This window comes from Streptomyces sp. NPDC020362, from assembly GCF_040642095.1.
Taxonomy (GTDB): domain Bacteria; phylum Actinomycetota; class Actinomycetes; order Streptomycetales; family Streptomycetaceae; genus Streptomyces.
In genome coordinates this window covers 20,507-46,559 of the sequence record NZ_JBFAET010000024.1, presented here as the reverse complement: position 1 = coordinate 46,559, position 26,053 = coordinate 20,507, and the positions used below count along the sequence as shown (strand labels likewise).

The window sequence follows — 26,053 nt, the reverse complement described above, 5'->3', positions numbered from 1 at the left end:
CACCTTGACGGCAGGAACACGGCAGGAACCAAGACTGCGGGCGCCAACCTTCTGCCTTGTGAGCGAAGTTTATACGACGCGTGTTCAGGCCTTGTTTCGTCTATCGGTTTCCGGTGACCCGGTCAAGGCGCCATTCAGCCGCTGATTCGCGGTAAACATCCCGATTTCCCGGCCGGGCGGGCGTCGCTGACCTCGCAATACGTCGCCGCCGCGGTCGGCCGAATGTCGTCGGCGTTTTTCACGAGATGCTCGGGGCATATGAACGTGCGTGGTGCGACATGCCCCGTGAATGTGCCGCGGGGAACATTACGACAGGCTAGCGTGTGTCGGGTCCGCGCGGGACGTTATCGATCGCTTTCCCTGGGCATCATCCCACCTGACCCGGGACCCCGGCGGCCGGACATGCGGTGCGCCCATCCGAGGAGGGACACTTCGATGGGGGAAAAGGTCGTGGCAGGGCGGCTCGATCTGTCCGATCGCCAGCACTACCGCGAAAAGCTCCAGAAGTGCCTGGCGGGACTGGAGCGACTGCTGGCGGAGAAGCGCTTCGATCGCCCGAAGAACCTCATGGGAGTGGAGATCGAACTGAATCTCGCCGGTCCCGACGGCATGCCGAAAATGCTGAACGGGCAGGTGCTGGAGCGCATCGCGAGCCGCGATTTCCAGACAGAACTCGCCATGTTCAACCTGGAAGTGAACATCGCCCCGCACCGGTTGGGCGGCCGGGTATTCGACCGGCTCGCCGAAGAACTGCGCACCTCCCTGGCGTATGCCGACCGTAAAGCCGGCGAGGTGGACGCCGGGATCGTGATGATCGGCATTCTGCCCACGCTCGACCGCGACGACCTGGTCTCCGCCAACCTCTCCGATGCCGACCGCTACACCCTGCTCAACGACCAGATCGTGGCCGCCCGCGGCGAGGACTTCCGCCTCGACATCGAGGGGGTGGAGCACCTCGTCTGCACATCGAAGTCGATCGTCCCCGAAGCCGCGTGCACCTCCGTGCAGCTGCACCTCCAGGTCACCCCGGCCCGCTTCGCCGACGTGTGGAACGCGGCGCAGGTGGCGTGCGCCGCACAGATCGCCGTCGGTGCCAACTCGCCGTTCCTGTTCGGGCACGAGCTGTGGCGCGAGTCCCGGCCGCCGCTGTTCCTGCAGGCCACGGACACCCGCCCACCGGAGCTCCAGGCCCAGGGGGTGCGGCCGCGCATCTGGTTCGGTGAGCGCTGGATCTCCTCCGCGTACGACCTGTTCGAGGAGAACCTGCGGTTCTTCCCGCCCCTGCTGCCGATCTGTGACGAGGAGGATCCGCTGGCGGTCCTCGATGCCGGAGGCATACCGAGGCTCGCCGAACTCGTCCTGCACAACGGCACGGTGTACCGCTGGAACCGGCCCGTCTACGACATCGCGGACGGCGTCCCGCACCTGCGCGTGGAGAACCGGGTGCTGCCGGCCGGGCCGACCATCATCGACGTGATCGCCAACGCGGCCTTCTACTACGGCCTGGTGCGTGCCCTCGCCGAGGAGGCGCGCCCGGTGTGGACCCGGCTGCCCTTCGCCGCGGCCGAGGGCAACTTCGACGCGGCCTGCCGGTACGGCATCGACGCGCGGTTCGCCTGGCCGCGGCGGGGGCGCTACGGCGGCACCGGCGAGGTCGACGCGGTCACCCTGGTCCGCGACGAGCTGCTGCCCCTTGCCTCCGCGGGCCTGGACGCGTGGGGCGTGGAGGCCGCCGACCGGGACCTCTACCTGGGCGTCATCGAGGAGCGGTGCCGACGCCGGGTCAACGGGGCGTCCTGGCAGGCGGCCACCTTCCACCGGGCCCGGGAACAGGGCCTGAGCCGCACGGCGGCCCTCGCGGCTACGACCCGGCGCTATGCCGAGCTGATGCACATGGGGGAGCCGGTGCACACGTGGCCGGTGGGCCTGCCGGAGCCGGTACCGCTCGGCTGACACCCGCCGACGGCGGGCCGAACAGGGCGCCGAAGGGGCGGCCGGGGGATTCGGAGCCGGTCTCCGGGCGGCCCGGTGCGTGGTGGTCCGTGGGGCTTCTGCGATCCTTGCGGGACGAAGGTACGCAGGGGGCCGGTGAGCTGCCTGTCGGTCGGAGCGCAGGTGGAGGCTGACCCGGTGGCCGATGCTTTTCCGCAGGAGCGGTTCTCGCGGCGGATCTACCGGGACGAGACATTGCTCGTCCTGGCACTCTCGCTCGGGGCGAGCGGGGTGTCCGCGCTGATCAGCTTCATCGGGTCGGTCACCAAACCCGGTGGGCTCAAGGACCAGGCGGCCACCCTCAACGCCTCGGCCGCGCCCGGCCGCCCCTGGCTCGACCTCGCCTGGCAGCTGTTCGGTATCGCCTCCGCGCTGGTCCCGGTGGCCCTGGTCGCCCACCTGCTGCTGCGTGAGGGCGAGAGCCTGCGGACGATCGGCTTCGACCGCACCCGCCCCTGGCCCGACCTCGGCCGGGGCGCAGGGATCGCGGCCGTGATCGGCAGCACCGGCATCGCCTTCTACCTGGCCGCCCGCGGCCTCGGCTTCAACCTCACGGTGGTGCCCGAGGCGCTGCCCGACGTGTGGTGGAAGTACCCCGTGCTGATCCTGTCCGCGCTGCAGAACGCGATCCTCGAAGAGGTCATCGTCGTCGGCTATCTCCTGCGCAGGCTGGGACAGTTGGGCTGGACCCCGGGGACCGCGCTGGTGGCCAGCGCGGTCCTGCGCGGCTCGTACCACCTCTACCAGGGCGTCGGCGGCTTCCTCGGCAACATGGTCATGGGCGTGGTCTTCGTCTGGCTCTACCGCCGCTGGGGCCGGGTCGGCCCCCTGGTCGTCGCGCACTCCCTCCTCGACATCGGCGCGTTCGTCGGCTACGCCCTGCTTGCGGGCAAGGTGGGCTGGCTGCCGACGGCCTGAGGGCCGGGCCCGCCGGCTCAGGCGAGCAGCTCGCCGTCGATCACGGTGACCGCGCGGCCGGTGAGCAGCGTGCGCCCGCCGCGAAGTCCCGTGCGCACCAGCCCGCTGCGGCGGGAGGCCTGCAGACCGGTGAGGTCGTCCCGGCCGATCCGCGCCGACCAGTGCGGGGCGAGCGCGGTGTGGGCGCTGCCGGTGACCGGGTCCTCGTCGATGCCGACGTTCGGGAAGAAGCACCGGGAGACGAAGTCGTAGCCGAGCGACGGGTCGTCGGCGCGGGCGGTGGCGATGACGCCGCGCGCGGAGTGGGCGCCGAGCGCCTTGTGGTCGGGGGCGAGCCCGAGCACCGTCCGCTCGTCGGCCAGCTCCACCAGCAGGTCGCCGACCTGGGGGCCCGTGTCGTACGCGACGACCGGTTCGGCGCCCAGTGCCTCGGCGAGCCCGGCCGGGACCTCGGCCTCGGTGAGCGGTGCGGTCGGGAAGTCCAGGGTGATCCAGCCGTCGGCGCCGGGCGTGGCGACGAGCACACCGCTGCGGGTGGCGAACCGCACCGGCCCCTCGTGGGCACCGGTGGTGTGCAGGACATGGGCCGTGGCCAGTGTGGCGTGCCCGCACATCGCGACCTCGGCGACGGGCGTGAACCAGCGCAGCGCCCAGTCCGCCTCGCCGTCCTCGGGCAGGCGGTGCGCGAACGCCGTCTCGGCGTGGTTGACCTCCAGGGCGACGTTCTGGAGCCGGTCGTCGTCCGGGAAGACGTCGTCCAGGAGCAGGACTCCGGCGGGGTTGCCGGCGAAGGGGCGGTCGGTGAAGGCGTCGACGATTCGGATACGCATGGCGCCGACGCTAGGACTGCAGGAAGCCACGGGCCAAGGCCAATTCACGAGCCCTGGACCGATTTCGCCCCGGTGGCGCGGCCGGCTGCTGCGGCCGGCCGACATGGCCGCCGGGTCTCCGCCGTCGTGCCCGGCTCGCCGCCGTAGCGCCCGGTCGGCCGCCTCCGCGCTCGGCTCACCAGCGTCGTGCCCGGCCCGACGGCTAGGCTCACGGTATGGACGTCCGCGTGGAGATCGTCAGGGAAGCGAGCCAGGAACTCGTCGACGCCTTCGGCCGGTTGCTGCCGCAGCTGTCCTCGACGGCAAAGCCCCTCGACCACGAAGCGGTCGACCGGATGGTGACGTGTGACGCCACCACGGTGCTCGTCGCCCGGACGCCCAAGGCGATCGTCGGGACCCTGACTCTGGTGATGCTCCCCTTGCCGTCCGGATTGCGGGCCCGCGTCGAAGACGTGGTCGTCGACCGCGGGGCGCGAGGTCAGGGAGTGGCCGGCCTGCTCACCCGGGAGGCCCTGCGGATGGCCCGGGATGCGGGCGCCCGGACGGTGGATCTGACCTCCCGGCCGGATCGTGCGGCAGCGAACCGGCTCTATGAGCAGCTCGGCTTCCGGACGAGGCAGTCGACCGTCTATCGCTTCCAGCTCGACGGACTCGAGGGACTCGAGGGACTCGAGGAACTCGGCGGATAGGAGGCTCCGCCTCCGCCGAGCGGCCGGTCCTCGCGGACGTCCGTCGGCACCGTCGACCACCCGCGCGCCGATCGAAGCAGGCAGGGGTCGTGCCGACGGTCTCGCTCGCCGTCATGCCGGCGGAGCGGGAAGACCCTGAGTCACTCCCTGCCACGCCCGGGCCGAAGTTTCACCGGCGGCAGTCGGTCCCGCTCCGGCCGTGACGCGGAGCCGACGTGCCGCCCCGTTGTCGCAGCCCGGTACCGGCCCCGGAAGTGTCGCTCACCGTGCGAGCGGCGACACGGCCGCGGCGACCCATCGAGTGAGCCGGGACAGGCGACCTTCTCGGAAAGGGCTTGGCATGCGATCGGTTCCGATATATCGTTGAGGCATCGCGTAAGGAACGCGATTGATACGTGACAGATCAACGATGGAATGGAGTGATCGCGATGCGCACCCACGGATTCGAGCGTGGACATCGTGAGGGCGGCCCGGGCCGGCGCGGCCGGGGCGGCTTCGGCGGGTTCGAGGCGCGGCGGGCCGCCTTCGGGCCTTTCGGTCCGGGTGGTCCCGGCTTCGGGCCCGGCGGGCCCGGTTTCGGACCTGGGCCCTGGGGGCCGCGAGGACGTGGAGGCCCTAGGGGACGGGCGCGGCGCGGCGATGTACGCGCCTCGATCCTCGCCCTGCTCAAGGACCGGCCGATGCACGGCTACGAGATGATCCAGGAGATCGCCGAGCGCAGCGGCGGCGCGTGGAAGCCCAGCCCCGGCTCGGTCTACCCCACGCTCCAACTGCTGGAGGACGAGGGCCTGATCGCCAATGAGAGCGAGGGCGGCAAGAAGCTGTTCTCCCTGACCGAGAGCGGTCGCAGTGCTGCCGAGGAAGGACCGGACGCTCCCTGGGAGGAGGCCTCGCGCGGGGTCGACTGGGAGGCGCTCGGCGAGATCCGCCAGGCCGGCTTCGGTCTGATGGAGGCCTTCGGACAGGTCTGGAAGACCGGCACGAAGGAGCAGCGCGAGAAGGCGCTGACCGTCATCAACGACGCCCGTAAGAAGCTGTACCTCATCCTGGCCGACGAGCACTGACGAACGGCGGGACCGGTACGACGGTCGAGGCGCCCTGCGGAGTTCTCCGCAGGGCGCCTTTCCGTGTCCGTGCCGGTGCCGGTGCCGGCGTTGGCGTCCGTGTCCCTGTCGGTGGCTGTGCGCGTACCTGTTTCCGTGGTCGGGTTCAGGTCACCAGGCCGCCCAGCTTGCGCAGCGACTCGTTCAGGGCCGCCGTCGCCGAGTCCTTGAGCTTGCCTGCCATCAGCGACACCGCGGCCCCCGTGAACTCGCCGTCGATGCGGACCGTCGTCGCGTCCCCGTCGGGGGTGAGCGTGTAGCGGGTGGCGACGGTCACCGCCATCGGGCCCTTGCCGCGGATGGCGAGCGTCCGGGCCGGTTCCAGCTCCTCGATGGTCCAGTCGACCTCCGCCGGGAAGCCCATCAGCTTCATGTTCTCCTGGAACGTCCCGCCCACCGCCAGGGTCTCGGGCCCGCCCTTGGGAAAACTGGTGTGGGTCGCGTTCCACTCGCCGTACGCCGACCAGTCGGTGAGCTGGGTCCACACCTTCTCGGCCGGCGCCTGGATGCGTGCCTCCGCGCTGACTTCGGCCATGCGACCACCCCTTCGTATGCGGCTACGCTGGCGCGGAACGTAGCCGCAGGGGCTCGAACATTCAATACTGATGAACCGTCAGAAGGTGTGATGACAGCCGCCCCGGTCGTCGTCCGGCATGCGCGGCCGTCGTCCGCGGTCGCCTCAGGGGTACGTGGCAAGACGACGCGCGTGTTGTGGCTGAAATCGGCCTGATCTCCTCCGTAAGGATGAGATGTCGGCGGGCGGCGTCCACTCTGCGTGGGACGCACACATGGTTCCCCTCGTGGATGACGCGGCGCCGTGAGGCTGATGGGGTAGAGGGTGTGCAACGCCGTATGACCCGCCAGCCCGCCCATGACCTGGGCGGTCCGCGCCCGCACGACGCTGCCGGGCTCGGTGCCGAGCTGGCGGCGGTGGTCGCCGGTGCCCGCCGCAGGGCGGTGCGGGACGGGGACCGCCAGATCGACACCGCCCACCTGCTCCACTCGCTCCTGGAATCCGACCCCGAGGTCCGTGCCGCCGTCGGGGACACCCCGCAGCTCGCGCGGCTGCTCGGCTACCTCGTGCAGCGCAGCATCGGTTACGGGCTGCGCTGGCAGAGCACCGTGGAGGACTCCGGCGCCATCGCCGTCGTACCCGATCCCTCCCTGTACGCAGGGGAGTCCAAGGACGCCGGGCGCTGGTCGCCGGCCGCGGCCGCCGCCATGGAGGACGCCCGCCGACGCGCCCGCGCCCGTGAGGAGACCGGTGCCCGTGAGGAGACCGGTGCCGACGACGAGACCGGTGCCCGTTTGTGGGACGAGACCCACGCCCGCGGCACCGACCTGCTCGTCGCGCTCGTCGTGGACCCGCGTTCCCGGGCCGTCGAGGTCCTCGGGCGCGCCGGCATCTCCGTCCAGGAACTGCGCGCCCGGATCGAGGCCCGCGAAGGGGAGCACGCCGACGGTGGGTCGGCCTGCTGAAACCGGGTGCCGCGGGACCGTGCCGTTCCATCCCGTGAGACAGGTGTCATGGGGGATGACGCTCATGTCGTCCCCTGTCATCATGTGCCGGTGCATACGTCTGAGAGCAGTCAGGGCAGCCATGGCAAGGGCGTCGGGCTCGGTCTCGCGCTCGCTTCGGCGCTGGCCTTCGGCGGGTCCGGAGTGGCCGCCAAGCCGCTGATCGAGGCGGGACTGGACCCGCTCCACGTGGTGTGGCTGCGAGTGGCGGGCGCAGCCCTGGTCATGCTGCCGCTCGCCGTGCGGCACCGCGCCCTGCTGCGCCGCCGGCCCGCGCTGCTCGCCGGGTTCGGTCTGCTTGCCGTCGCAGGCGTCCAGGCCTGCTACTTCGCCGCGCTCTCGCGCATCCCGGTCGGTGTGGCGCTGCTCGTCGAGTACCTCGCGCCCGCGCTCGTGCTCGGCTGGGTGCGGTTCGTGCAGCGGCGCCCGGTGACGCGCGCGGCCGCGCTCGGGGTGGTGCTCGCGGCCGGGGGTCTCGCCTGTGTGGTGGAGGTGTGGGCAGGGCTGAGCTTCGACGCGCTCGGTCTGCTGTTCGCGCTCGGCGCCGCCTTCTGCCAGGTCGGCTATTTCGTCCTGGCCGACCAGGGCAGCGAGGCGGGCGACCGGGCGCCGGACCCCCTCGGCGTCATCGCCTACGGCCTGCTCGTCGGCGCCGCCGTGCTCACCGCCGTGGCCCGCCCCTGGACCATGCACTGGTCGGTGCTGACCGGCTCCGTGCGCATGAACGGCACCGCCGTCCCGGCCGTCGCCCTGCTCGCCTGGATCGTGCTCGTCGCCACGGTGATCGCGTACGTCACCGGTGTGTCGTCCGTGCGGCGGCTGTCCCCGCAGGTCGCGGGTGTCGTCGCCTGCCTCGAGGCGGTCATCGCGACCGTGCTGGCGTGGGTGCTGCTCGGCGAACACCTGTCGGCGCCGCAGGTGCTGGGCGGCGTGGTCGTCCTGGTCGGCGCGTTCATCGCCCAGTCCTCGACACCCGCCAAGGGCTCCGCCGAGCCGGTGGCCGCGGGGGGCGTGGAGAGGGCAGCGCCCGCAGAAGAGGCCCACGCCCCCGGCTGAGGCGCCGTGCCCGCCCGCCCCCCGCCCTCAGCACCGTCAGACAGTCCGCACCATCAGGCAGTCCGCACCATCAGGCAGTCCACACCGTCCGACACTCCACACCGTCGGACGGTTCACGCCGTCAGGTAGTCCGGGAGTCCGACGCCGGGCGCCAGGTCGGCGTTGGCGACGGGGGTGTCGTAGCCCTTGCGGAGCGGGACGACGCCGGCCCAGTGCGGCAGGGACAGGTCCTCGGGCTCGTCGTTCGCGCCGCCGGTGCGCACCTTGGCGGAGACCTCGTCGAGGTCGAGGCGGATGACCGCGGTGGCGGCCAGCTCCTTCTTGTTCGCGGGCCGGGAGTCGGCGGCCCGGCCCGGCACGACATGGTCCACCAGCGCGTCCAGGGCCAGCCGCCGCTCCTCGGGGTCGGTGACCTCGTGCGCGATGCCGTGCACCACCACGGAGCGGTAGTTGATCGAGTGGTGGAAGGCGGACCGGGCGAGCACCAGCCCGTCGACATGGGTGACCGTCAGGCACACCGCAAGGCCCGGGTCCGCCTCACCGGTCATCCGCAGCGGGCGCGAGCCGGTCGACCCGTGGACGTAGAGCCGCTCGCCGACCCGGCCGTACAGCGTCGGCAGCACCACCGGGGCGCCGTCGCGGACGAAGCCCAGGTGGCAGACGTAGCCCTCGTCGAGTATCGCGTGCACCAGCTCCTGGTCGTACGACGCCCGGTTGGCGGACCGTGTGGGCACGGTGCGGTCGGTCGGGGTGTAGGCGGCGGTCTGCGGCGATGTCTCCCGGGTCCCCTGCATGGCGTTCTCCATTGCACTAGTGCATAATTGGTTTTGTGCTAGGAGAGTATCCGATTCAGGGCAGTGGCGCAGCCGAGATTGCGGCCAGCGTCGAGCGTGCCGTCGGCGCCGGGGAGCTGGCGCCGGGCCAATCGCTGCCTCCCATGCGGGAGTTGGCCGTGCGGCTCGGGGTGAACCCGAACACGGTCGCGGCCGCCTACCGCACCCTGCGCGAGCGCGGGGTGATCGAGACCGCCGGGCGCCGGGGCAGCCGGGTGCGGCCCAAGCCGGCCACGACGGGGCGCGAGAAGATCCGCGTGGACGTACCGGAGGGCGTGCGCAACGTGGCCGACGGCAATCCGGACCCCGCGCTGCTGCCGCGCCTGGCCGAGGCGTTCGCGGCGGCCGCAGTGCAGGGCGACCGGGAACCCGTGCTGTACGGGGACGACCCGGTGGAGCCGGAGCTGGCGCGCATCGCCCGCGCCGCGCTGGACGCCGACGGAGTGCCGGACGGGCCCATCGCCGTGGCCTCCGGCTCCCTCGACGCCGTCGAGCGGGTCCTTGCGGCACATCTCAAGCCGGGTGATCAGGTGGCGGTGGAGGATCCGGGCTGGGGCAGTCTGCTGGACCTGGTCCCGGCGCTCGGGCTGCGCACGATTCCCGTCGGCGTCGACGACGAAGGGCCGTGCCCCGAGGACGTCCGCCGCGCGCTGGAGTCCGGGGCGCGTGCCGTGATCGTCACGGACCGTGCGCAGAACCCGACCGGCGCCGCGGTCGGCGCCGCGCGCGCACGTGCACTGCGGTCGGTGCTCCGGCAGCACCCGGGGGCGTTGCTGATCGAGGACGACCACGGCCACGGCATCGTCGACGTGCCGCTGCACCCCCTCGCGGGCGCCACCCGTCACTGGGTGTTCGTGCGCTCCGCCGCCAAGGCCTGGGGTCCCGACCTGCGGCTGGCGGTGTTCACCGGGGACGCCGTCACCGTCGACCGGGTGCGGGGGCGCCAGCGCCTGGGCCCCGGCTGGGTCAGCCGGATCCTCCAGCGGGCCGTGGTGCGGCTGTGGAGCGACGGGGCGGTGAACACGCACGAGGTGGCTGCCTCGTACGGAGCCCGCCGGGACGCCCTGATCAGTGCGCTGGCCGAGCGCGGGGTGGCGGCGCACGGTCGCAGCGGCATGAACGTCTGGGTGCCGGTCCCGGACGAGACGGGTGCGGTGGCCCGCCTCCTGCACGCGGGCTGGGCGGTCGCTCCGGGAGCCCGCTTCCGCCTGAACGCGCCGCCGGGGATCCGCGTCACGGTGTCGACCCTGACCGCGGAGGAGGCCGGCCCGCTGGCGGAGGCGGTGGCGGCGGCGGTGGGCCCGGCGCCGGTCAGGACCTATGTGTAGGGCGGGTGCGCGGGGCACGCCGGCCTCGAGGGGCGAGGGGAGCTGCGCGAGCAGCCGCACTGCACCCACGCATGGACCTCGCCCTCCCGGTTCTCAGGCGCTCCGCCGCACCTGGGTGAGCGCCGCCCCCGCGAGGACGATCACCGCCCCCACCGGGGTGGTCCACCGAAGCGACTCCCCGAGAATCGCCACTCCCGCAGCCGTGGCGATGACCGGAATGAAGTAGGTGACCATCTGTGCCGTGGTGGGCCCCACTTCGGCGACCAGCCCGTACTGGACGAGCACGGCCAGCCCCGTCCCCAGGGCTCCCAGCGCGGCGATCGCCAGCAACGGCACCCACGACACATGCGTCGGGAAGCCGCTGAACAGCGGTGTCACAACCGCCAGTTGGGCCGTGGCCAGGAGCAGCTGCGCACCGGTCATCGCCAGGTGCGAGTTCCCCGTCCCCGCCAGCGTCCGCCGCACATAGATCCACCCGATCGGATAGCTCAGGGAGGCCAGCAGCGCCATGGCCGTACCCGTGGCGTCAAGCCCGTGGAAGCCCTGCCACGCGCCGAGCACCGTCAGTACCCCGAGAAACCCCAGGCCGAGTCCGGCGAAGCGCACCCGTGTCGGCCGGTCCTCGGAGAGTGCGACCAGGGACAGGGCCATGCCCCACAGCGGAGAGGTGGCGTTGCAGATGCCGGCCAGGGTGGACGGGACGGTCAGCTCCGCGTAGGCGAACAGGGAGAACGGCAGGGCGTTCAGGAAGAACGCGGCCACTGCCATATGACCCCACACGCGCGCACCGCGCGGCAGCCGCTCCCGCTTCACGGCCATCGCCGCCGCCAGCACCGCCGTTCCGAAGACCAGACGGCCGAGGGTGACCTGGAAGGGTGCGTACCCCTCCGTGCCGACCTTGATCAACAGGAAGCTGAAGCCCCAGATCAACGAGAGGGCGCCGAAGCGCAGCCGCCAGTCGAGGCGGGGGCGAGGAGGGGCTTGAGTGGGGGAGGGGGACCGGGTTCCGGGTGCGGCGACCGTGCTCATGACGTCAACGATGCCGAAAGCAACCTCGTAGCACAATCGAGAATTGTCACGCGATACCTCTTAGAATCACTTACATGTTGAACCTCGAGCGCCTGCGCACCCTGGACGCCCTGGCCCGGCACGGCTCGGTCAGTGCCGCCGCCGACGCGCTGCACGTCACCACGTCCGCGGTCTCCCAGCAGCTGGGCAAGCTGGAGCGGGAGGTGGGCCAGCAGCTGCTGGCCAAGAACGGGCGGGGTGTGCGTCTCACGGACGCCGGGCGGCTGCTGTCCGAGCATGCGTCCCGGATCCTCTCGCAGGTCGAACTCGCCCAGTCGGACCTGGAGGCGCACCGTGGGCAGGTCGTCGGCGAACTGAGGCTGTCGGCGTTCCCGACCGCCGCCCGCGGTCTGTTCCCGACGGCGCTCGCCGCGCTGCGCGCCCGGCACCAGGGGCTCCGCGTGCGCTCCAGCGAGCTGGAGCCCGAGCAGGGCATCGCCGCGGTCGTCCGCGGCGACCTCGATCTCGCGGTCGTCCTCGACTGGTACAACAAGCCGATGCCCGTGCCCGACGGCCTGGTCAAGGCTCCGCTGCTGGACGATCCGGCCGAGGTCGCACTGCCCGCCGGGCACCGGCTCGCGGGCCGGGACGAGGTGGACCTCGCCGAGTTCGCCGAGGACGAGTGGATCACCTGGGGCGAGGGCGAGTTCTGCCACGAGTGGCTGATGTTCACGCTGCGCTCGAAGGGCATCGAACCGATCGTCGGCCACCGTGCCGGCGAGACCCACACGCAACTCGGCCTGGTGGCCGCCGGGTTGGGTGTCTGCATCGCGCCGCTGCTGGGCCGTCACCCGGTGCCGCCGGGCATCGTCATGATCCCGCTCAGACAGCGGGTGCGCCGGCACGTGTACGTCGTCTGGCGGGCGGACGCCGACCGCAGGCCCTCGATCCGCGCGGCGGTCGAGGCGCTGCGGGCGGCGGCCCGGCAGCTCGGCTGACCGCTACCCCCCGAGCTTGCGGAAGTCCCAGGAGACGATCTTCTCCGGGGTCAGCCGGGCCCAGGCGTGCCGGCCGTCGTGCGGCATCTCGTCCAGGCCGAAGTTCTTGCGCGCGAACAGCGTTTCGGCCGTGTCGAGTTCGGCGCACAGCTCCCCGGTCCGCGGCACCTCGCCCACGAACTCCACCCGCCCGGTCAGCTCGACACCGCGCAACTGGTCGTACTCCTCGCCCGAGTCGACCACGACCGCCACCCGTGGATCGCGGCACAGCTGGGTCCAGCGCCTGCTGCGCACCACCGAGTACAGCCACAGCGAGATGCCGTCCCAGGCGAACCACAGCGCGCTCACATGCGGTGTGCCGTCCGCCGAGACGGTCGCGACCCGGCAGGTGCGCTGGCTGGTCAGGAACTCGTCCAGCTCGCCGGGTGTCATCATGATCTTCCGGCCCCGGCGTTGCTGAGTGACGGTCATACGGCCCCCTCTTCTCCCACGTCGTGCCAGAGGAACTTCCCTGCTCCGCTGATCCTCTGACATCACGTCAGAAAAGGGAATGGCCCGTCCCGGCCCGTCCCGCCTCCTGCCGGCCCGTCCGCCTGCTCGTCTTCCGCTCGCGCCCCGGGGTGGTTACTCTCACCGCCCCGCACCTCGGCGAACGGAGGCGGCATGCCGTCGTACGAAGAGCTCGGCGACCTGCTCGACCCGGCGAGCACCGTCCTGCTGACCGTGGAGTGCCAGCAGGGCGTGGTCGGCCCGGACGGCGCGCTGCCCGAACTCGCCCGCGAGGCCCGCTCCTCCGGCGCGCTGCACAACGTGGCCCGGCTGGTCGGCGCCGCGCACGCCACCGGGGTACAGGTGATCCATGCCGTCGCCGAGCGCCGCCCCGACGGCCGCGGCGCCAGCCGCAACGCCCGCCTCTTCCGCGCCGCCGAGCGGCTCCCCGTCCAGCAGCTGACCGGCACCACCGCGGTGCGCGTCGCACCCCCGATCGAGGTCACCGAGGAGGACTTCGTCGTACGGCGGCTGCACGGCCTGTCCCCGATCCAGGGCACCGGTGTCGACGCCCTGCTGCGCAACCTCGGCTGCCGCACCCTGATCGTCACCGGCGTCTCCGCCAACGTGGCCGTCCCCAACGCGGTGTTCGACGCCGTCAACCGCGGCTACACCGCCGTCGTACCCGCCGACGCCATCGCGGGCGTGCCCGCCGACTACACGCCCGCGATGATCCGCAACACCCTTGCGCTCGTCGCGACCGTCACGACCACGGACGAGGTGATCGGCTGCCTCGCCCGGCCGCACCGGCGCACATGACGCGGCTCAGGCCAGCTTGATCTCGTCGCCGGAGACGGTGATCTTCGCGGTGGCCAGCGGCTGGGTCGCGGGACCCTGCTTCACGCTGCCGTCCTCCGCGGAGAAGTGGCTGTTGTGGCACGGGCAGACGATGACGCCGTTCGCGACGCTGCCCACCGCGCAGCCCTGGTGGGTGCACTTCGAGGAGAACGCCTTGTAGGTGCCCGCCGCCGGCTGGGTGACCACCACACCGTGGTCCTTGAAGATCTTGCCGCCGCCCTGCGGGATGTCCGAGGTCTTGGCGAGGGCCGTGCCGCCGGCCGACCCGCCCGAGGCCGAGGAACCGGTGTCCTGCGAGGACCCGGTGGACCCGGCCGACCCGGTTCCGGTGGAGCCGGTCGTGCCGGAGGAGCCGGAGCCGGCGTTGACGGTGTCGGACGAGTTGTCCCCGGAACCGCAGGCGGTCAGCGCGGCGGCGAGCCCGGCCGCTCCGGCCGCCGCCATGACGGTACGACGGGCCGGTCCTGCTTCGGGCTGGGGCGATGCGCTGGTCATGTATGCGTTCCCTTCCGCAAAGCTGTTCGTTGATCCGCCCAGGGGTACGGCCCCGGGGCACCACCTGTTCAGACGGCAACCAGATCCTTGCGTCCCGGACACGAGACGGCCGTGAGCCACGCCTGTCGGCGAGCCGTCGGCCGGGCGGTCCGCTGCCCCGCCGGTCTCCCGGCCGCTCCCCAGTAACCTGGGTCGATGCTCAAGGAAGTCACCGCGACCCGCTACATCACGCCCCTGCGGGAGGGCGGCTCGCTGCCGGGGCTCGTCGAGGCCGACGACTTCGGGACCTATGTCATGAAGTTCACCGGCGCCGGACAGGGCCGCAAGACCCTCGTCGCCGAGGTCGTCTGCGGCGAACTCGCCCGTCGGCTCGGATTCCGGATGCCCCGCCTGGTCACCCTCCGGCTGGACTCGGTCCTCGGGCTCGGCGAGCCCGAGCAGCAGGTCCAGGAGCTGCTGCGCTCCAGCGGCGGCGCCAATCTCGGCATGGACTTCCTCTCCGGAGCCCTCGGCTACGACCCGCTCGCCTTCCCGGTGAGCCCGGAGGAGGCAGGGCGCATCGTCTGGTTCGACGCACTGATCAACAACGTGGACCGCTCCTGGCGCAACCCCAACCTCCTCGTGCACCGCGGCGAGCTGTGGCTCATCGACCACGGCGCCACGATGATCTGGCACCACAACTGGCCCTCGGCCGACGCCTCCGCGGCCCGCCCCTACGACGCCTCGGACCACGCCCTCGCCCGGTTCGCCCCGGACGTGGCCGCCGCCGCGGCCGCGCTCGCGCCCCGGGTCACGGAGGACCTGCTCGCCGAGGTCGCCGCCGAGATCCCCGACGCCTGGCTGGCCGACGAGCCAGGCTTCGACACCCCGGACGATCTGCGCAGGGCCTACGCGCGGCCGCTGCTCGCCCGGGCGGCCGTCATCGCCGAGCGCATCACCGGCATCGAGGAGGGCAAGTGAGCGAGACCCACATCCACATGGCCGGCCATGTGGTCGAGCGCCACATCACCCGGGCGGGCCAGGGCGGCGACCGGGACGTGTTCGAGTACGCCCTGCTGCGGGTCGTGCCCCGTGTCGAGCGCGGCGAGTGCATCAATGCGGGCGTGGTCGTCTACTGCCGCGCCCAGGGCTACGTCGGCGCCCGCACCCACCTCGACGAGGCCCGGCTGCTCGCGCTCGACCCGGACGCCGACGTGGCCGGGGTGCGGGCCGCGCTCGGCGCGATCGAGCGCCACTGCGCGGGCGGGGAGGAGGCCGGACAGGCCGCCCGCGACGACGCCGGCCGGCGCTTCCGCTGGCTGATCGCGCCCCGTTCCACGGTCGTGCAGCCCGGGCCGGTGCACACGGGACTCACCGCCGATCCGGCGGCCGAAACGAACCGCCTGCTGGACCTCCTGGTGAGGTAATGGATCACACGGGCCCGGTGTCCCGTTGACACCGGGTGCCAGTGCTTCTAGCGTCACGTGTGCTGAAGGTACTAAGCGGTCGCTCACCGCACCACAGATTCTCTCAAGGGCGAGGAGAAGCAGCATGTCCACCACTGAACAGCGGGTCGCGGTCGTCACCGGCGCGGCGCGCGGCATCGGCGCCGCCACCGCCGTACGACTGGCCGCCGAGGGCCGCGCGGTCGCCGTGATCGACCTGGACGAGGCCGCCTGCAAGGACACCGTCGAGAAGATCACCGCGGCCGGCGGCAAGGCCATCGCCGTCGGGGCGGACGTCTCCGACGAGGCCCAGGTCGAGGCGGCCGTCGCCCGGATCGTGGCCGAGCTGGGCGCCCCGACGATCCTGGTCAACAACGCGGGCGTGCTGCGCGACAACCTGCTGTTCAAGATGAGCGTCTCGGACTGGGACACCGTCCTGAGCGTCCACCTGCGCGGCTCGTTCCTGATGACCAAGGCCGTCCAGAAGCACATGGTCGACGCGGGCTTCGGCCGGGTCGTCAACCTGTCCTCCTCCTCGGCCCTCGGCAACCGCGGCCAGGCCAACTACTCCGCCGCCAAGGCGGGCCTGCAGGGCTTCACCAAGACCCTCGCGATCGAGCTGGGCAAGTTCGGCATCACCGCCAACGCCGTCGCCCCCGGCTTCATCGCCACCGAGATGACCAAGGCCACCGCCGACCGCGTCGGCATGGGCTTCGACGACTTCAAGAAGGCCGCCGCCACGCAGATCCCGGTGCAGCGCGTCGGCGAGCCCGAGGACATCGCCAACGCCATCGCCTTCTTCACAGGCGAGGCGGCCGGCTTCGTCTCCGGCCAGGTCCTGTACGTCGCCGGCGGACCGCTGAACTAGGAACTCGGGGACATTGGGGAACACGGACATGACTGAACTTCCGGAGCTGTCCGGCAAGGTCGCACTGGTGACCGGCGCGAGCCGCGGCATCGGCTACGGCGTCGCCGAGGCACTCGTCGCCCGCGGCGACCGCGTCTGCATCACCGGCCGGGGCGAGGACGCCCTGAAGGAGGCCGTCGAGAAGCTCGGCGCCGAGCGCGTCATCGGCGTCGCCGGCAAGGCCCACGACCTCGACCACCAGACCGAGGTCGTCGAGCGCACCATGGCGGCCTTCGGCCGCGTCGACTTCCTGATCAACAACGCCGGCACCAACCCGGTCTTCGGGCCCATCGCCGACCTGGACCTGAACATCGCGCGCAAGGTGTTCGAGACGAACGTGATCTCGGCGCTCGGCTTCGCCCAGAAGACCTGGCACGCCTGGCAGAAGGAGAACGGCGGCGCGATCGTCAACATCGCCTCGATCGCGGGCCTCGCGCCCTCGCCGTTCATCGGCGCCTACGGCGTCAGCAAGGCCGCGATGATCAACCTGACCCAGCAGTTGGCGCACGAGTTCGCGCCCCGGGTCCGGGTCAACGCGATCGCCCCGGCCGTCGTGAAGACCAAGTTCGCCCAGGCCCTGTACGAGGGCCGGGAGGAGGAGGCGGCCGCCGCCTACCCGCTCGCCCGGCTCGGGGTGCCCTCCGACATCGGCGGGGCGGCTGCGTTCCTCACCTCCGAGCAGTCCGACTGGGTCACCGGCCAGACGCTCGTCGTGGACGGAGGCATCTTCCTCAACGCCGGCGTGGGCGCCTGACCACCCTGCTTTCAGGTCGTCTCTTTCGGGCGCCGTTTCCCAGCGGAACGGCGCCCGAAACGCATGACGCGGTCCGCATAGTGGAATGACAACGTCGTCATAGCACAATCGATCAAGAACGCCTGCTCCGGGGTGGTTCAGGGACCCCGACGCTGCGGTATGGTCTGCCGACCCTTGGTATGGCAGATCGAGGAGCGTGCGCGTGTTCAAGCGGAACCGATTCCTGCGGAAAGTCGCGGCGATCGCGTCCATATCCCTGGTGGCCGGCTGCGGTCTGCTGTCCGACGGCGACTCCGGCGGCAAGGGGCCGATCGTCGTGGGCACCACCAGCGCGCCGAGCACGTTGGACCCGGCCGGCGCCTGGGACGGCTCCTGGGAGCTGTTCCGCAACATCTACCAGACGCTCCTCGCCTACCCCAACGGTGCCACCACGCCCCAGCCCGACGCCGCCAAGAGCTGCTCCTTCACCGACTCCGCCAGCCGCACCTACCGCTGCAAGCTGCGCGCGGGCATGAAGTTCGCCGACGGTGACCCGCTCAACGCCAAGGCCGTCCAGTACTCCATCGACCGCATCCGGACCATCAACGCCCCCAGCGGGCCCGCCGGCCTGCTCGGCAGCCTGGACAGGGTGGACGCGGTCGGCGACAGCGAGGTGGTCTTCCACCTCAACCAGTCCGACGCCACCTTCCCGTTCGTGCTGGCCACCCCGGCCATGTCGATCGTCGACCCCGACGACTACCCGGCCAAATCCCTGCGCAAGGACGACCAGGTCTTCGGCTCCGGGCCGTACAAGCTGCAGTCCTACCAGGAGGACAAGGAAGCTGTCCTGGTCCGCAACGACCACTACGAGGGCTTCGCCCAGCGCCAGAACGACGCGGTGACCATCCGCTACTTCCAGGACTCGGCCAGCATGGTCAAGGAACTGCGGGACAAGAAGATCGACGTCACCTACCGCGGCCTGGCCGCCGACGACATTCTCGCCCTGCAGCGGCACGGCAACACGGACCTGCAGCTGGTGGACGGCGCGGGCACGGACATCAGCTACCTGGTGTTCAACCCCAAGGACCCGTGGGCCAAGCAGCCCGCCGTCCGCAAGGCCATCGCCCAGATCGTGGACCGGGGCGCGATCGCGCACAAGGTCTACAAGGACACCGTGGACCCGCTGTACTCCATGGTCCCCAAGGGCCTCACCGGCCACACCACCTCGTTCTTCGACGACTTCGGCGACCCGAGCGTCGCCAAGGCCCGCAAGATCCTCACGGACGCGGGCATCACCAAGCGCATCCCGCTCACCTTCTGGTACACCACCGACCGCTACGGCTCCGAGACGGCCCTGATGTTCCGGGAGCTGAAGCAGGAGCTGGACAGCTCCGGCCTGTTCTCGATCACCCTCAAGAGCCGCCCCTGGAAGACCTATGTGGTCGGCTACCAGAAGGGCGAGTACCCGGTGTTCGGCCGCGGCTGGTTCCCGGACTTCCCCGACGCGGACAACTTCATCGCGCCGTTCGTCGGCGAGAAGAACGCGCTCGGTACGCCGTACCCGTCCAAGGAGATCACCACGGTGCTGCTGCCCCGCTCGCGTGCCCAGAGCGACCGCGCCAAGGTGGTCAAGGACCTGGAGTCGGCCCAGCAGATCCTGGTGAACGACGCCCGGCTGCTCCCGCTGTGGCAGGGCCGGCAGTACGTGGCGGCCAGCGACGACATCTCGGGCGGCGAGCAGGCCCTCGACCCGTCGACGATCATGATGATGTGGGAGCTGCACCGCAAGACCAGTTGGTGAACGGGATCGCGGCACCGGTTGTCAGTGGTCGCCTGTAGGTTCTGAGATCTGCAAGTGACCGCACATCGTGAGGACGTTGACGTGACCGACATCGCCATGCTGCCCGAGTCCTGGCGCGGGGTTCTGGGCGACGAGCTGCAGCAGCCCTACTTCAAGGAGCTGACCGAGTTCGTCGAGGAGGAGCGGGCGAAGGGTCCCGTCTATCCGCCGCGCGAGGAGGTCTTCGCCGCCCTGGACGCGACGCCGTACGAGAAGGTCAAGGTCCTCGTCCTCGGCCAGGACCCCTATCACGGCGAGGGCCAGGGCCACGGCCTGTGCTTCTCCGTCCGCCCGGGCGTGAAGACCCCGCCCTCCCTGAGGAACATCTACAAGGAGATGCAGGAGGAGCTGGGCCTGCCCGTGCCGGACAACGGCTATCTGATGCCGTGGGCCGAGCAGGGCGTGCTGCTGCTGAACGCGGTCCTCACCGTCCGGTCCGGCGAGGCCAACTCGCACAAGGGCAAGGGCTGGGAGAAGTTCACCGACGCCGTCATCCGCGCGGTGGCGTCCAGGCCCGACCCGGCGGTCTTCGTGCTGTGGGGGAACTACGCCCAGAAGAAGCTCCCGCTGATCGACGAGAGCCGGCATGTCGTCGTCAAGGGCGCCCACCCCTCGCCGCTGTCCGCCAAGAAGTTCTTCGGCTCCCGCCCGTTCACGCAGATCAACGAGGCGATCGCCCGCCAGGGCCATGAGGCCGTCGACTGGCGGATCCCCAACCTGGGCTGATCCGGGAGCGTCCCCGGGACGCACGGCCGAATCGGCGGATCGGGTCCGCGCGCCCCCGTGTCGTACGGGGCCGCCTGCCCGGGATTGCCGGTGCGTGCGGCTAGCGTCGGGGCAGACGGCTGACGAGCAAGCCGACGACGGCCCGGAGGACGCGGTGGCGGAGCGACAGGAGCAGGCGGTGCCGGATGCCGTGCTGACGCGGATCGGGCAGGTCGTGATGCTGCATCACGGCGGTGACCGCGAGGAGGCCCGGCGCCGCTTCCTGGAGCTGTGGACCGAGATGGGCGAGGCGGGAGACCCGCTGCACCGCTGCACGCTGGCGCACTACCTGGCCGACACCCAGGACGACCCGGCGGACGAACTGGCCTGGGATCTCAGGGCGTTGTCGGCGGCGGAGGAGCTGGCGGCCGGGAGAGCCGGGGCGGACCCGTCGGCCGTCCACGGCTTCTACCCCTCCCTGCATCTCAATCTCGCCGCCGACTATCTGAAGCTGGGCCGCTCCGAGGCCGCCCGCATCCATCTGACCCGGGCCCGCCGCGCGGCCGGCGCCCTCGCCGACGACGGGTACGGCGCGGGGGTGCGGGCGGCGATCGGCCGCCTGGAGCTGCAGCTGGGGGATCAGGGGGCCGCGGACGGCGACGGGTGGGGACCGCCGCGGCAGCGGCCCACCCCGTAGCGGGCATGCGCTCCGCCCCGTAGCGGGCATGCGCTGCGCGGTCCGGTCAGTGGCCGTACGTCCGCTCGCAGATCATCGCCTCGGGGCTGCCCTTGCGCCAGCCGCCGTACGTCCTGCCGAGGGCGCACACGTCCGAGCCCTTCGCAGCCGGCGGTGACGTGCGCGCGGGCGGTACGTCGGCGCGCGGCCGCCGGGGGCGTTCCGGGGGCGGATGGGAGTGTTGGGGGACTGCGGCGGGCGGGGGCGGCGGGCGGTGCGTGGCCGGTGCGTCCGGCGGCCCCGGAGCCGCCGGAGTCGACTGGTGCGGGGCGGACGGTGCGGTGTGTCCGGGGCGCCGGGACGGGCCGACCATCTCCAGTGCCTCCTGGGCCGGGGCCTGCACCACCCGCGGCCGGGCACTGCCGTCCGGCCGGGGTGCCGTCGGCTTCGAGGCGGCGCTGTCCGGCGGGGGGCCGGAAGCCGGCGGGCGCTGTACCGTCACACAGCCTGCGAGGGCCGAGACGGCCACGGTGACCAGAAGCGCTGCGGTGGTCGTCGTTCGATACACCCGGGCAACTCTGCTGGGTCGGCAGCCGCCTTGGCACCGTACGCCGGAGACCGATGCCCCCGCACGGGTGATCTCGCGCCCCGTAAGGAGGGACTTTAGGTGCCGAAGGTGACGTTCAGTCGCCGGTGGCGCCGTCGATCCGCTCCCGGACGAGGTCGGCGTGGCCGTTGTGCCGGGCGTACTCCTCGATCATGTGGGTGTAGATCCAGCGGAGGCTGAACGGTTCCTCGGTGAACCGGCTGGTGCCCCGGGAGAGGTCGTCGAGTGCGAAGCCGGCCGCGTTGCGCCGGGCGGTCCCGATCTCCGCCTGCCAGGTGCCGTACGCCTCCTCCCAGGTGTCCGACCCGGTGAGGTGGAACTCGCCGTCCCGGTCCTCTTCGGAGGAGTAGATCGGCCCGGGGTCGTCGCCCGTCAGGACCTTGCGGAACCAGCCCCGCTCCACCTCGGCCATGTGCCGCACCAGCCCCATGAGGGACAGCTCGGAGGGCGGCACCGACGCGGTCCGCAGCTGCTCGTCGGTCAGGCCCTCGCACTTCCGGGCCAGCGTCCGGCGGTGGTAGTCCAACCAGCCCTCCAGCATGGCGCGTTCACCGGCGTTCGGGGCGGGCTCTCGGCGTTCGGTCGTCGTCATGTCCGTATCCTCGCAACACCGTGCGCGATGTCACCAGGAGGTTTTCAGGTGCCCAGCATCCCGGTCAGCAGCTCCCGCAGACCCCTGCGCACCTCCTCCAGGCTCGGCACCTCGGCGCTGAAGGAACCGGCCGCGCAGGAGAACATCAGCCCGTCCGCCCAGGCGACCAGCGACAGCACGTGCCGGGCCGGGTCCGGCGAGCCGACGGCGGTGAGCAGCGCCGCGAGCTGCTCCTTGAAGACGGTGCCGGTCGCGTCGTAGAAGGCCCGCAGCTCGGGGCGGCGGGTGGCCTCCAGGGCCAGCTCGTAGCGGGCGATCAGCAGGTCGTGCCCCCGGGTCAGGGAGCGGTGGACCGCGAGGGCCAGTCCCTCGGCCAGCGCATCGACACCGCCGTGCGCGTCGGGCATCTCCGCGGGCGCGAGCACCCGCGCCTCCCGCTCGGCGTGCCGCCGTACCGCGAGTTCCAGCAGCGCCTGCCGCGTGCGCGCCAGATTCGACGTCGAGCCCTGGGGCAGCCCGGCCGCCTCGTCCACCGCCCGGTGGGTCAGGCCGCGCATGCCGCGCTCGGCGAGCAGGGCGAGGGCGGTGTCGGCCACGAGATCGGCACGGGACGTGCCGGGCGTGCCGGGTGCGTTGGGCGTGCCGGGTGTGCCGGGCGTGCGTTCGGGCATGAACCGACCCTACCCGTCGCACTACGGCTGTAGTAATGTCGTCCGCACTACAGATGTAGTCCCGGGGGACTCCAGGAGGAGAGATGGCACAGTCGGCACGCGCGATCGTCATCGGCGGCGGGATCGGAGGCCTGACTGCGGCCGCGGCTCTGCACCAGGCCGGCTGGGACGTCACCGTCCACGAGCGGGCCCCCTCGCTGGAGCCGGTGGGCGCGGCCATCTCGCTCGCCCCGAACGCCCTGCGCGCCCTGGACGTCCTGGGCCTCGGCGACGAGATCCGCGACCTGGCCGCCTGGCAGGGGGACGGGGGCCTGCGCACCCCCGGAGGGCGCTGGCTGTCCCGCTCGAACGCCGAGGCCGCAGTCGCCCGCTTCGGCGGCCCGCTCGTCCTGCTGCCCCGCGCCACCCTCGTCGACCGCCTCGCCGCCCTGCTCCCGCCCGGCGCGATCCGCACGGCGGCCGCCGCGGCCCTCGCCGACCCCGGGGACGCCACCCGACCGGCCCGGGTGATCTGCGGCGCCGAGGAACTGGAGGCCGATCTGGTGGTCGGCGCGGACGGCGTCAACTCCCGCGTCCGCCGCGTGCTGTTCCCCGCCCACCCGGGTCCGGTCTACGCCGGATTCACCACCTGGCGGGTCCAGATCCCGGTGCCCGGTGCGCAGTTCGCCTCGCACGAGACCTGGGGCCGGGGCCGCATCTGGGGCACGCATCCGCTCGAGGACGGCCGGGTCTACGCCTACGCGGCCGCCATGACTCCGGCCGGGGAGCACGCCCCCGACGACGAGAAGGCCGAACTGCTGCGCCGGTTCGGAGACTGGCACGACCCGGTCCCCGCCGTCATCGCCGCCGCCCGCCCCGAGGACGTCCTGCGCCACGACGTCCACCACCTCGCCGAGCCGCTGCCCGCGTACCACGCCGGCCGGGTCGCCCTCCTCGGCGACGCCGCCCACGCCATGCCGCCGACCCTGGGCCAGGGCGGCAACCAGGCGATCGAGGACGCCGTCGTCCTCGCCCTCTCCCACGCTCGGCCGCGCTCGCGCGGAGGGAGTCCCGTCGCCGACGACCTCGCGGCCTACACCGCCGCCCGGCTTCCCCGGACGACCGCGATCGCCCGCCGGGCCGTCAGGGTGGCCCGCCTCAACATGGCCGGCAGCCGCACCGCCGTCGCCGTGCGCAACACCGCGGTCGCCGTGCTGTCCAAGGCCGGACCCGCGCTGTTCCTGCGGAGCTTCGACGGCATCGCCGACTGGCAGCCCCCGTATGCTTCCGGGAAGGCACCCGCAGAGAACCGGTAGGGGAGAGCACGTGAAGGTCGGCTGCATCGGACTCGGGGACATCGCGCAGAAGGCGTACCTGCCGGTCCTGGGTACGCAGCCGGAGGTCGAGCTCCACCTCCAGACCCGCACTCCCGAGACCCTCGCCCGGGTCGCGGACACGCTCCACCTGCCGGCGGAGCGGCGGCACACGAGCCTGGAATCCCTGCTCGACGCGGGACTCGACGCGGCCTTCGTGCACGCGCCCACCGCCGCCCACCCGGAGATCGTCACCCGGCTGCTCGAAGCGGGCGTCCCCACGTACGTCGACAAGCCGCTCGCCTACCGGCTCCCCGACTCCGAACGCCTCGTGGACCTCGCCGAGCGGCGCGACGTCTCGCTCTTCGTCGGCTTCAACCGGCGCTACGCCCCCTCGTACACGCAGTGCCTGGACCATCCGCGCGAGCTGATCCTCATGCAGAAGAACCGGATCGGGCTGCCCGAGGAGCCGCGCTCGATGATCCTCGACGACTTCATCCACGTCGTCGACACCCTGCGGTTCCTGGTGCCGGGCCCGGTCGAGGACGTGACCGTGCGCGCCCGCAGCGAGGGCGGGCTGCTCCATCACGTCGTGCTCCAGCTCGCCGGGGACGGCTTCACCGCGCTCGGCGTGATGAACCGGCTCAGCGGCTCGGCGGAGGAGATCCTGGAGGTCTCCGGTCAGGACACCAAGCGTCAGGTGCTCAATCTGTCCGAGGTGATCGACCACAAGGGGCAGCCGACGCTGCGCCGGCGCGGCGACTGGGTGCCGGTGGCCCGGCAGCGCGGCATCGAGCAGGCGGTCCTCGCCTTCCTCGGCGCCGTGCGCGCGGGCAAGGTGCTCAGCGCCCGGGACGCACTGGCGACCCATGAACTGTGCGAGCGGGTGGTACGAGGGGTTGCGTCCGGCGCGGCCTGATCGCCCGCACGCCCTCGGTCACCCCGAGCGCGGCCAGCACCAGCAGGGCGCCGTGCACCGGCCAGTCGCCGTAGCGGACGTACGGGGTGATGCCGTGCGCCAGCGGCACGTCGTACACGTGGGCGGTGCTCGCGCCGGTGCCCAGCCACGGGCCGAGGCGCTGCCCGCCCGGGCCGTAGACGGCGGAGACGCCGGTCAGGGTCGCGTGCACCATCGGGCGGCCGGTCTCGGCGGCGCGCAGCGCGGCCAGCGAGGCGTGCTGCTCCGGGGCCCAGCTGTGCTGGAACGTCGAGGTGGAGGACTGGCCCAGCAGCACGTCCGCGCCGTCCGCGGCGAGATGGCGGCTCATGTCGGGGAACGCGGTCTCGAAGCACACCAGCGGGCCGACGCGCAGCCCGTGCCCGACGTTCATCACGACCTGCCCCGTGCCGCGCCGCCGGTCCTCGCCGGCCGCCTTGCCGACCGAGGTGGCCCAGCCCAGCAGGGAGCGGGCCGGGATGTACTCGCCGAAGGGGATGAGCCGCATCTTGTCGTAGCGCTCGCCGGTCGGGCCGTTCGGCCCGATGAGCACCGAACTCTTGTAGATGCCCGGCCGGTCGGAGCGGTGGGCGTCCACGTTGACCAGCACGTCGGCACCGGTCTGCCGGGACAGTGCGGCGACCCGGCGGGCCAGGTCGGGCCGGTCGTTCAGGTCGAAGCCGACGCTGGACTCGCCCCACACGACCAGGTCGACGTCCTGCCCGGCGAGCTGTCGGGTCAGCTGTTCCTCGCGGTCGAACCGCCTGTCGGGGCTGTCGTGCCCGTCCACGATGCCCGGCTGGACGACGGCGATCCGTGCCCGGCCGTCGACGTCCGGGCGGGGCGCCCACGCCCAGGCCGCCGAGGTCGCCGCGGCCGTGGCGAGCAGCGAGGCCAGGGCCGGCACCCGGGCCTCGCGCACGGATATCAGCACCGCGGCGGCCACGTTGACGGCCACCACCAGGAAGCTGAGCAGCCACACCCCGCCCACCGACGCCAGCCGCAGCGCCGGGACGACCTGCCACTGGCTGGATCCGAGCATGCCCCAGGGGCCGCCGAGGCCCTGCCAGGAGCGGACCAGTTCCACCGCCAGCCACGCCGAGGGCAGCACCAGCAGCGCGGCCACGCCCCGCCCCGGCGAGGGCACTCCGCCCAGGAACCGGCGGGCCAGCCAGCCCCAGGGCGCCCAGAGCAGGCCCAGCAGCCCGGCTATCAGGAAGATGAACACATGCAGGCTGGGGAGCAGCCAGTGGTGCACCGCCACGATGAACCCGAAGCCGCCGCACCAGCCGTCGTACGCGGCCCTACGACCGGTCGGCGCCGAACGGGCCAGCAGGATCCACGGCACCAGCGCGACATAGGCGAACCACCACAGCGAGGGCGCCGGGAACGCGAGCACGGGCAGGGCGCCCGCAACGGCGACGACGCAGGAGCGCCGCCAGGTCGAGGTCAGCCAGCGGTCGATCATCCTCATACGGAGTCTCCCTACCCGGGGCTGACTCCAGTGTGCGCGCCGGAAGCGATCTCCGACAGAGGGCATCGGGCTGCCCCGCC

At 72.1% G+C, this 26,053-nt stretch carries 28 protein-coding genes; 18 read left to right on the top strand and 10 right to left on the bottom strand.

Features of this window, described 5'->3' with window-relative positions; translation table 11 throughout:
* The first annotated feature begins 435 nt into the window (after nucleotides 1-435).
* Entirely contained in the window at nucleotides 436-1,953 is a 1,518-nt protein-coding gene (locus tag AB0H32_RS12820; protein WP_361118634.1) for a glutamate--cysteine ligase, read from the top strand.
* 177 nt (nucleotides 1,954-2,130) lie between these two features.
* Nucleotides 2,131-2,910: a type II CAAX endopeptidase family protein gene (locus AB0H32_RS12815; protein ID WP_361118631.1), complete on the top strand. Its 780-nt coding sequence runs from the start codon at nucleotides 2,131-2,133 to the stop codon at nucleotides 2,908-2,910.
* A gap of 17 nt (nucleotides 2,911-2,927) precedes the next feature.
* On the opposite strand, the gene AB0H32_RS12810 is transcribed toward AB0H32_RS12815, so the two are convergent.
* Nucleotides 2,928-3,740 (bottom strand): PhzF family phenazine biosynthesis protein, encoded by an 813-nt coding sequence (locus AB0H32_RS12810; protein WP_361118628.1) that lies wholly within the window; start codon nucleotides 3,738-3,740, stop codon nucleotides 2,928-2,930.
* A gap of 215 nt (nucleotides 3,741-3,955) precedes the next feature.
* On the opposite strand from AB0H32_RS12810, the gene AB0H32_RS12805 reads away from it, so the two are divergent.
* Nucleotides 3,956-4,429, top strand: coding sequence for a GNAT family N-acetyltransferase (locus AB0H32_RS12805; RefSeq protein ID WP_361118625.1), 474 nt, complete (start codon nucleotides 3,956-3,958; stop codon nucleotides 4,427-4,429).
* Between the two features lie 428 nt (nucleotides 4,430-4,857).
* The gene (locus tag AB0H32_RS12800) at nucleotides 4,858-5,493 is read left to right on the top strand and encodes a PadR family transcriptional regulator (protein WP_361118622.1); all 636 of its coding nucleotides are present in this window, start codon (nucleotides 4,858-4,860) and stop codon (nucleotides 5,491-5,493) included.
* 145 nt (nucleotides 5,494-5,638) lie between these two features.
* Here AB0H32_RS12800 and AB0H32_RS12795 read toward each other — a convergent pair whose 3' ends face one another.
* On the bottom strand, nucleotides 5,639-6,067 hold the full coding sequence (locus AB0H32_RS12795; protein WP_361118619.1) for an SRPBCC family protein: 429 nt from the start codon (nucleotides 6,065-6,067) through the stop codon (nucleotides 5,639-5,641).
* 317 nt (nucleotides 6,068-6,384) lie between these two features.
* On the opposite strand from AB0H32_RS12795, the gene AB0H32_RS12790 reads away from it, so the two are divergent.
* On the top strand, nucleotides 6,385-7,011 hold the full coding sequence (locus tag AB0H32_RS12790) for a Clp protease N-terminal domain-containing protein (protein ID WP_361118616.1): 627 nt from the start codon (nucleotides 6,385-6,387) through the stop codon (nucleotides 7,009-7,011).
* An 84-nt stretch (nucleotides 7,012-7,095) separates the two neighbouring features.
* Nucleotides 7,096-8,106, top strand: coding sequence for an EamA family transporter (locus AB0H32_RS12785; RefSeq protein ID WP_361118700.1), 1,011 nt, complete (start codon nucleotides 7,096-7,098; stop codon nucleotides 8,104-8,106).
* A 113-nt stretch (nucleotides 8,107-8,219) separates the two neighbouring features.
* Here the strand turns inward: AB0H32_RS12785 and AB0H32_RS12780 are convergent, their stop codons facing one another.
* Nucleotides 8,220-8,900, bottom strand: coding sequence for a pyridoxamine 5'-phosphate oxidase family protein (locus tag AB0H32_RS12780; RefSeq protein ID WP_361118614.1), 681 nt, complete (start codon nucleotides 8,898-8,900; stop codon nucleotides 8,220-8,222).
* Between the two features lie 35 nt (nucleotides 8,901-8,935).
* Between AB0H32_RS12780 and AB0H32_RS12775 the strand changes: the two genes are divergently transcribed.
* Nucleotides 8,936-10,267 (top strand): aminotransferase class I/II-fold pyridoxal phosphate-dependent enzyme, encoded by a 1,332-nt coding sequence (locus tag AB0H32_RS12775; protein WP_361118611.1) that lies wholly within the window; start codon nucleotides 8,936-8,938, stop codon nucleotides 10,265-10,267.
* A gap of 93 nt (nucleotides 10,268-10,360) precedes the next feature.
* Here AB0H32_RS12775 and AB0H32_RS12770 read toward each other — a convergent pair whose 3' ends face one another.
* The gene (locus AB0H32_RS12770) at nucleotides 10,361-11,296 is read right to left on the bottom strand and encodes a DMT family transporter (protein ID WP_361118608.1); all 936 of its coding nucleotides are present in this window, start codon (nucleotides 11,294-11,296) and stop codon (nucleotides 10,361-10,363) included.
* A 74-nt stretch (nucleotides 11,297-11,370) separates the two neighbouring features.
* On the opposite strand from AB0H32_RS12770, the gene AB0H32_RS12765 reads away from it, so the two are divergent.
* On the top strand, nucleotides 11,371-12,273 hold the full coding sequence (locus AB0H32_RS12765; RefSeq protein WP_361118605.1) for a LysR family transcriptional regulator: 903 nt from the start codon (nucleotides 11,371-11,373) through the stop codon (nucleotides 12,271-12,273).
* Between the two features lie 3 nt (nucleotides 12,274-12,276).
* Here AB0H32_RS12765 and AB0H32_RS12760 read toward each other — a convergent pair whose 3' ends face one another.
* On the bottom strand, nucleotides 12,277-12,744 hold the full coding sequence (locus tag AB0H32_RS12760; RefSeq protein WP_361118602.1) for a pyridoxamine 5'-phosphate oxidase family protein: 468 nt from the start codon (nucleotides 12,742-12,744) through the stop codon (nucleotides 12,277-12,279).
* 192 nt (nucleotides 12,745-12,936) lie between these two features.
* Between AB0H32_RS12760 and AB0H32_RS12755 the strand changes: the two genes are divergently transcribed.
* The gene (locus AB0H32_RS12755) at nucleotides 12,937-13,581 is read left to right on the top strand and encodes a cysteine hydrolase (RefSeq protein WP_361118599.1); all 645 of its coding nucleotides are present in this window, start codon (nucleotides 12,937-12,939) and stop codon (nucleotides 13,579-13,581) included.
* 6 nt (nucleotides 13,582-13,587) lie between these two features.
* Here AB0H32_RS12755 and AB0H32_RS12750 read toward each other — a convergent pair whose 3' ends face one another.
* Nucleotides 13,588-14,115: a Rieske (2Fe-2S) protein gene (locus tag AB0H32_RS12750; protein ID WP_361118596.1), complete on the bottom strand. Its 528-nt coding sequence runs from the start codon at nucleotides 14,113-14,115 to the stop codon at nucleotides 13,588-13,590.
* 195 nt (nucleotides 14,116-14,310) lie between these two features.
* On the opposite strand from AB0H32_RS12750, the gene AB0H32_RS12745 reads away from it, so the two are divergent.
* The 7 genes from AB0H32_RS12745 to AB0H32_RS12715 all read left to right on the top strand — a co-directional run bounded on the left by AB0H32_RS12745 (nucleotide 14,311) and on the right by AB0H32_RS12715 (nucleotide 20,421).
* Entirely contained in the window at nucleotides 14,311-15,075 is a 765-nt protein-coding gene (locus AB0H32_RS12745; protein WP_361118593.1) for a HipA family kinase, read from the top strand.
* A complete protein-coding gene (locus AB0H32_RS12740; protein ID WP_361118590.1) occupies nucleotides 15,072-15,521 on the top strand; it encodes a DUF3037 domain-containing protein in 450 nt (149 codons plus the stop codon). The genes AB0H32_RS12745 and AB0H32_RS12740 overlap by 4 nt, the downstream gene beginning before the upstream one ends.
* Before the next feature lie 124 nt (nucleotides 15,522-15,645).
* Nucleotides 15,646-16,407: a 3-oxoacyl-ACP reductase FabG gene (gene fabG / locus AB0H32_RS12735; protein ID WP_361118588.1), complete on the top strand. Its 762-nt coding sequence runs from the start codon at nucleotides 15,646-15,648 to the stop codon at nucleotides 16,405-16,407.
* 28 nt (nucleotides 16,408-16,435) lie between these two features.
* On the top strand, nucleotides 16,436-17,200 hold the full coding sequence (locus tag AB0H32_RS12730) for an SDR family oxidoreductase (RefSeq protein WP_361118585.1): 765 nt from the start codon (nucleotides 16,436-16,438) through the stop codon (nucleotides 17,198-17,200).
* 202 nt (nucleotides 17,201-17,402) lie between these two features.
* Nucleotides 17,403-18,980, top strand: a complete 1,578-nt coding sequence (locus AB0H32_RS12725; RefSeq protein ID WP_361118582.1) for an ABC transporter substrate-binding protein — start codon at nucleotides 17,403-17,405, stop codon at nucleotides 18,978-18,980.
* An 81-nt stretch (nucleotides 18,981-19,061) separates the two neighbouring features.
* Nucleotides 19,062-19,745 carry a uracil-DNA glycosylase gene (locus AB0H32_RS12720; RefSeq protein ID WP_361118579.1) on the top strand — a complete coding sequence of 228 codons (684 nt, stop codon included), beginning with the start codon at nucleotides 19,062-19,064 and terminating at the stop codon, nucleotides 19,743-19,745.
* A 154-nt stretch (nucleotides 19,746-19,899) separates the two neighbouring features.
* Nucleotides 19,900-20,421, top strand: coding sequence for a hypothetical protein (locus AB0H32_RS12715; protein ID WP_361118576.1), 522 nt, complete (start codon nucleotides 19,900-19,902; stop codon nucleotides 20,419-20,421).
* A 46-nt stretch (nucleotides 20,422-20,467) separates the two neighbouring features.
* Here AB0H32_RS12715 and AB0H32_RS12710 read toward each other — a convergent pair whose 3' ends face one another.
* The 3 genes from AB0H32_RS12710 to AB0H32_RS12700 form a co-directional block, all read right to left on the bottom strand.
* Entirely contained in the window at nucleotides 20,468-20,968 is a 501-nt protein-coding gene (locus AB0H32_RS12710; RefSeq protein WP_361118573.1) for a hypothetical protein, read from the bottom strand.
* Between the two features lie 115 nt (nucleotides 20,969-21,083).
* A complete protein-coding gene (locus AB0H32_RS12705; RefSeq protein ID WP_361118570.1) occupies nucleotides 21,084-21,599 on the bottom strand; it encodes a DinB family protein in 516 nt (171 codons plus the stop codon).
* Nucleotides 21,600-21,643: 44 nt separating this feature from the next.
* A complete protein-coding gene (locus tag AB0H32_RS12700) occupies nucleotides 21,644-22,270 on the bottom strand; it encodes a TetR/AcrR family transcriptional regulator (RefSeq protein WP_361118567.1) in 627 nt (208 codons plus the stop codon).
* An 83-nt stretch (nucleotides 22,271-22,353) separates the two neighbouring features.
* On the opposite strand from AB0H32_RS12700, the gene AB0H32_RS12695 reads away from it, so the two are divergent.
* Together AB0H32_RS12695 and AB0H32_RS12690 are read left to right on the top strand one after the other, a co-directional pair.
* Complete coding sequence (locus tag AB0H32_RS12695; RefSeq protein ID WP_361118564.1) at nucleotides 22,354-23,565, top strand: FAD-dependent monooxygenase; 1,212 nt, start codon at nucleotides 22,354-22,356, stop codon at nucleotides 23,563-23,565.
* Between the two features lie 10 nt (nucleotides 23,566-23,575).
* Nucleotides 23,576-24,481, top strand: a complete 906-nt coding sequence (locus AB0H32_RS12690; RefSeq protein WP_361118561.1) for a Gfo/Idh/MocA family oxidoreductase — start codon at nucleotides 23,576-23,578, stop codon at nucleotides 24,479-24,481.
* Here the strand turns inward: AB0H32_RS12690 and lnt are convergent.
* Nucleotides 24,405-25,973, bottom strand: a complete 1,569-nt coding sequence (gene lnt, locus AB0H32_RS12685) for an apolipoprotein N-acyltransferase (protein WP_361118558.1) — start codon at nucleotides 25,971-25,973, stop codon at nucleotides 24,405-24,407. The genes AB0H32_RS12690 and lnt overlap by 77 nt on opposite strands.
* Nucleotides 25,974-26,053: the final 80 nt, after the last annotated feature.

Bases quoted from the DNA above. Each gene is read 5' to 3' on its own strand.
- AB0H32_RS12820 (WP_361118634.1), top strand. From the start codon at position 436: ATGGGGGAAAAGGTCGTGGCAGGGCGGCTCGATCTGTCCGATCGCCAG.
- AB0H32_RS12810 (WP_361118628.1), bottom strand. From the start codon at position 3,740: ATGCGTATCCGAATCGTCGACGCCTTCACCGACCGCCCCTTCGCCGGC.
- AB0H32_RS12805 (WP_361118625.1), top strand. From the start codon at position 3,956: ATGGACGTCCGCGTGGAGATCGTCAGGGAAGCGAGCCAGGAACTCGTC.
- AB0H32_RS12800 (WP_361118622.1), top strand. From the start codon at position 4,858: ATGCGCACCCACGGATTCGAGCGTGGACATCGTGAGGGCGGCCCGGGC.
- AB0H32_RS12795 (WP_361118619.1), bottom strand. From the start codon at position 6,067: ATGGCCGAAGTCAGCGCGGAGGCACGCATCCAGGCGCCGGCCGAGAAG.
- AB0H32_RS12790 (WP_361118616.1), top strand. From the start codon at position 6,385: ATGACCCGCCAGCCCGCCCATGACCTGGGCGGTCCGCGCCCGCACGAC.
- AB0H32_RS12780 (WP_361118614.1), bottom strand. From the start codon at position 8,900: ATGCAGGGGACCCGGGAGACATCGCCGCAGACCGCCGCCTACACCCCG.
- AB0H32_RS12770 (WP_361118608.1), bottom strand. From the start codon at position 11,296: ATGAGCACGGTCGCCGCACCCGGAACCCGGTCCCCCTCCCCCACTCAA.
- AB0H32_RS12765 (WP_361118605.1), top strand. From the start codon at position 11,371: ATGTTGAACCTCGAGCGCCTGCGCACCCTGGACGCCCTGGCCCGGCAC.
- AB0H32_RS12760 (WP_361118602.1), bottom strand. From the start codon at position 12,744: ATGACCGTCACTCAGCAACGCCGGGGCCGGAAGATCATGATGACACCC.
- AB0H32_RS12755 (WP_361118599.1), top strand. From the start codon at position 12,937: ATGCCGTCGTACGAAGAGCTCGGCGACCTGCTCGACCCGGCGAGCACC.
- AB0H32_RS12750 (WP_361118596.1), bottom strand. From the start codon at position 14,115: ATGACCAGCGCATCGCCCCAGCCCGAAGCAGGACCGGCCCGTCGTACC.
- AB0H32_RS12745 (WP_361118593.1), top strand. From the start codon at position 14,311: ATGCTCAAGGAAGTCACCGCGACCCGCTACATCACGCCCCTGCGGGAG.
- fabG (WP_361118588.1), top strand. From the start codon at position 15,646: ATGTCCACCACTGAACAGCGGGTCGCGGTCGTCACCGGCGCGGCGCGC.
- AB0H32_RS12730 (WP_361118585.1), top strand. From the start codon at position 16,436: ATGACTGAACTTCCGGAGCTGTCCGGCAAGGTCGCACTGGTGACCGGC.
- AB0H32_RS12705 (WP_361118570.1), bottom strand. From the start codon at position 21,599: ATGACGACGACCGAACGCCGAGAGCCCGCCCCGAACGCCGGTGAACGC.
- AB0H32_RS12700 (WP_361118567.1), bottom strand. From the start codon at position 22,270: ATGCCCGAACGCACGCCCGGCACACCCGGCACGCCCAACGCACCCGGC.
- AB0H32_RS12695 (WP_361118564.1), top strand. From the start codon at position 22,354: ATGGCACAGTCGGCACGCGCGATCGTCATCGGCGGCGGGATCGGAGGC.
- lnt (WP_361118558.1), bottom strand. From the start codon at position 25,973: ATGAGGATGATCGACCGCTGGCTGACCTCGACCTGGCGGCGCTCCTGC.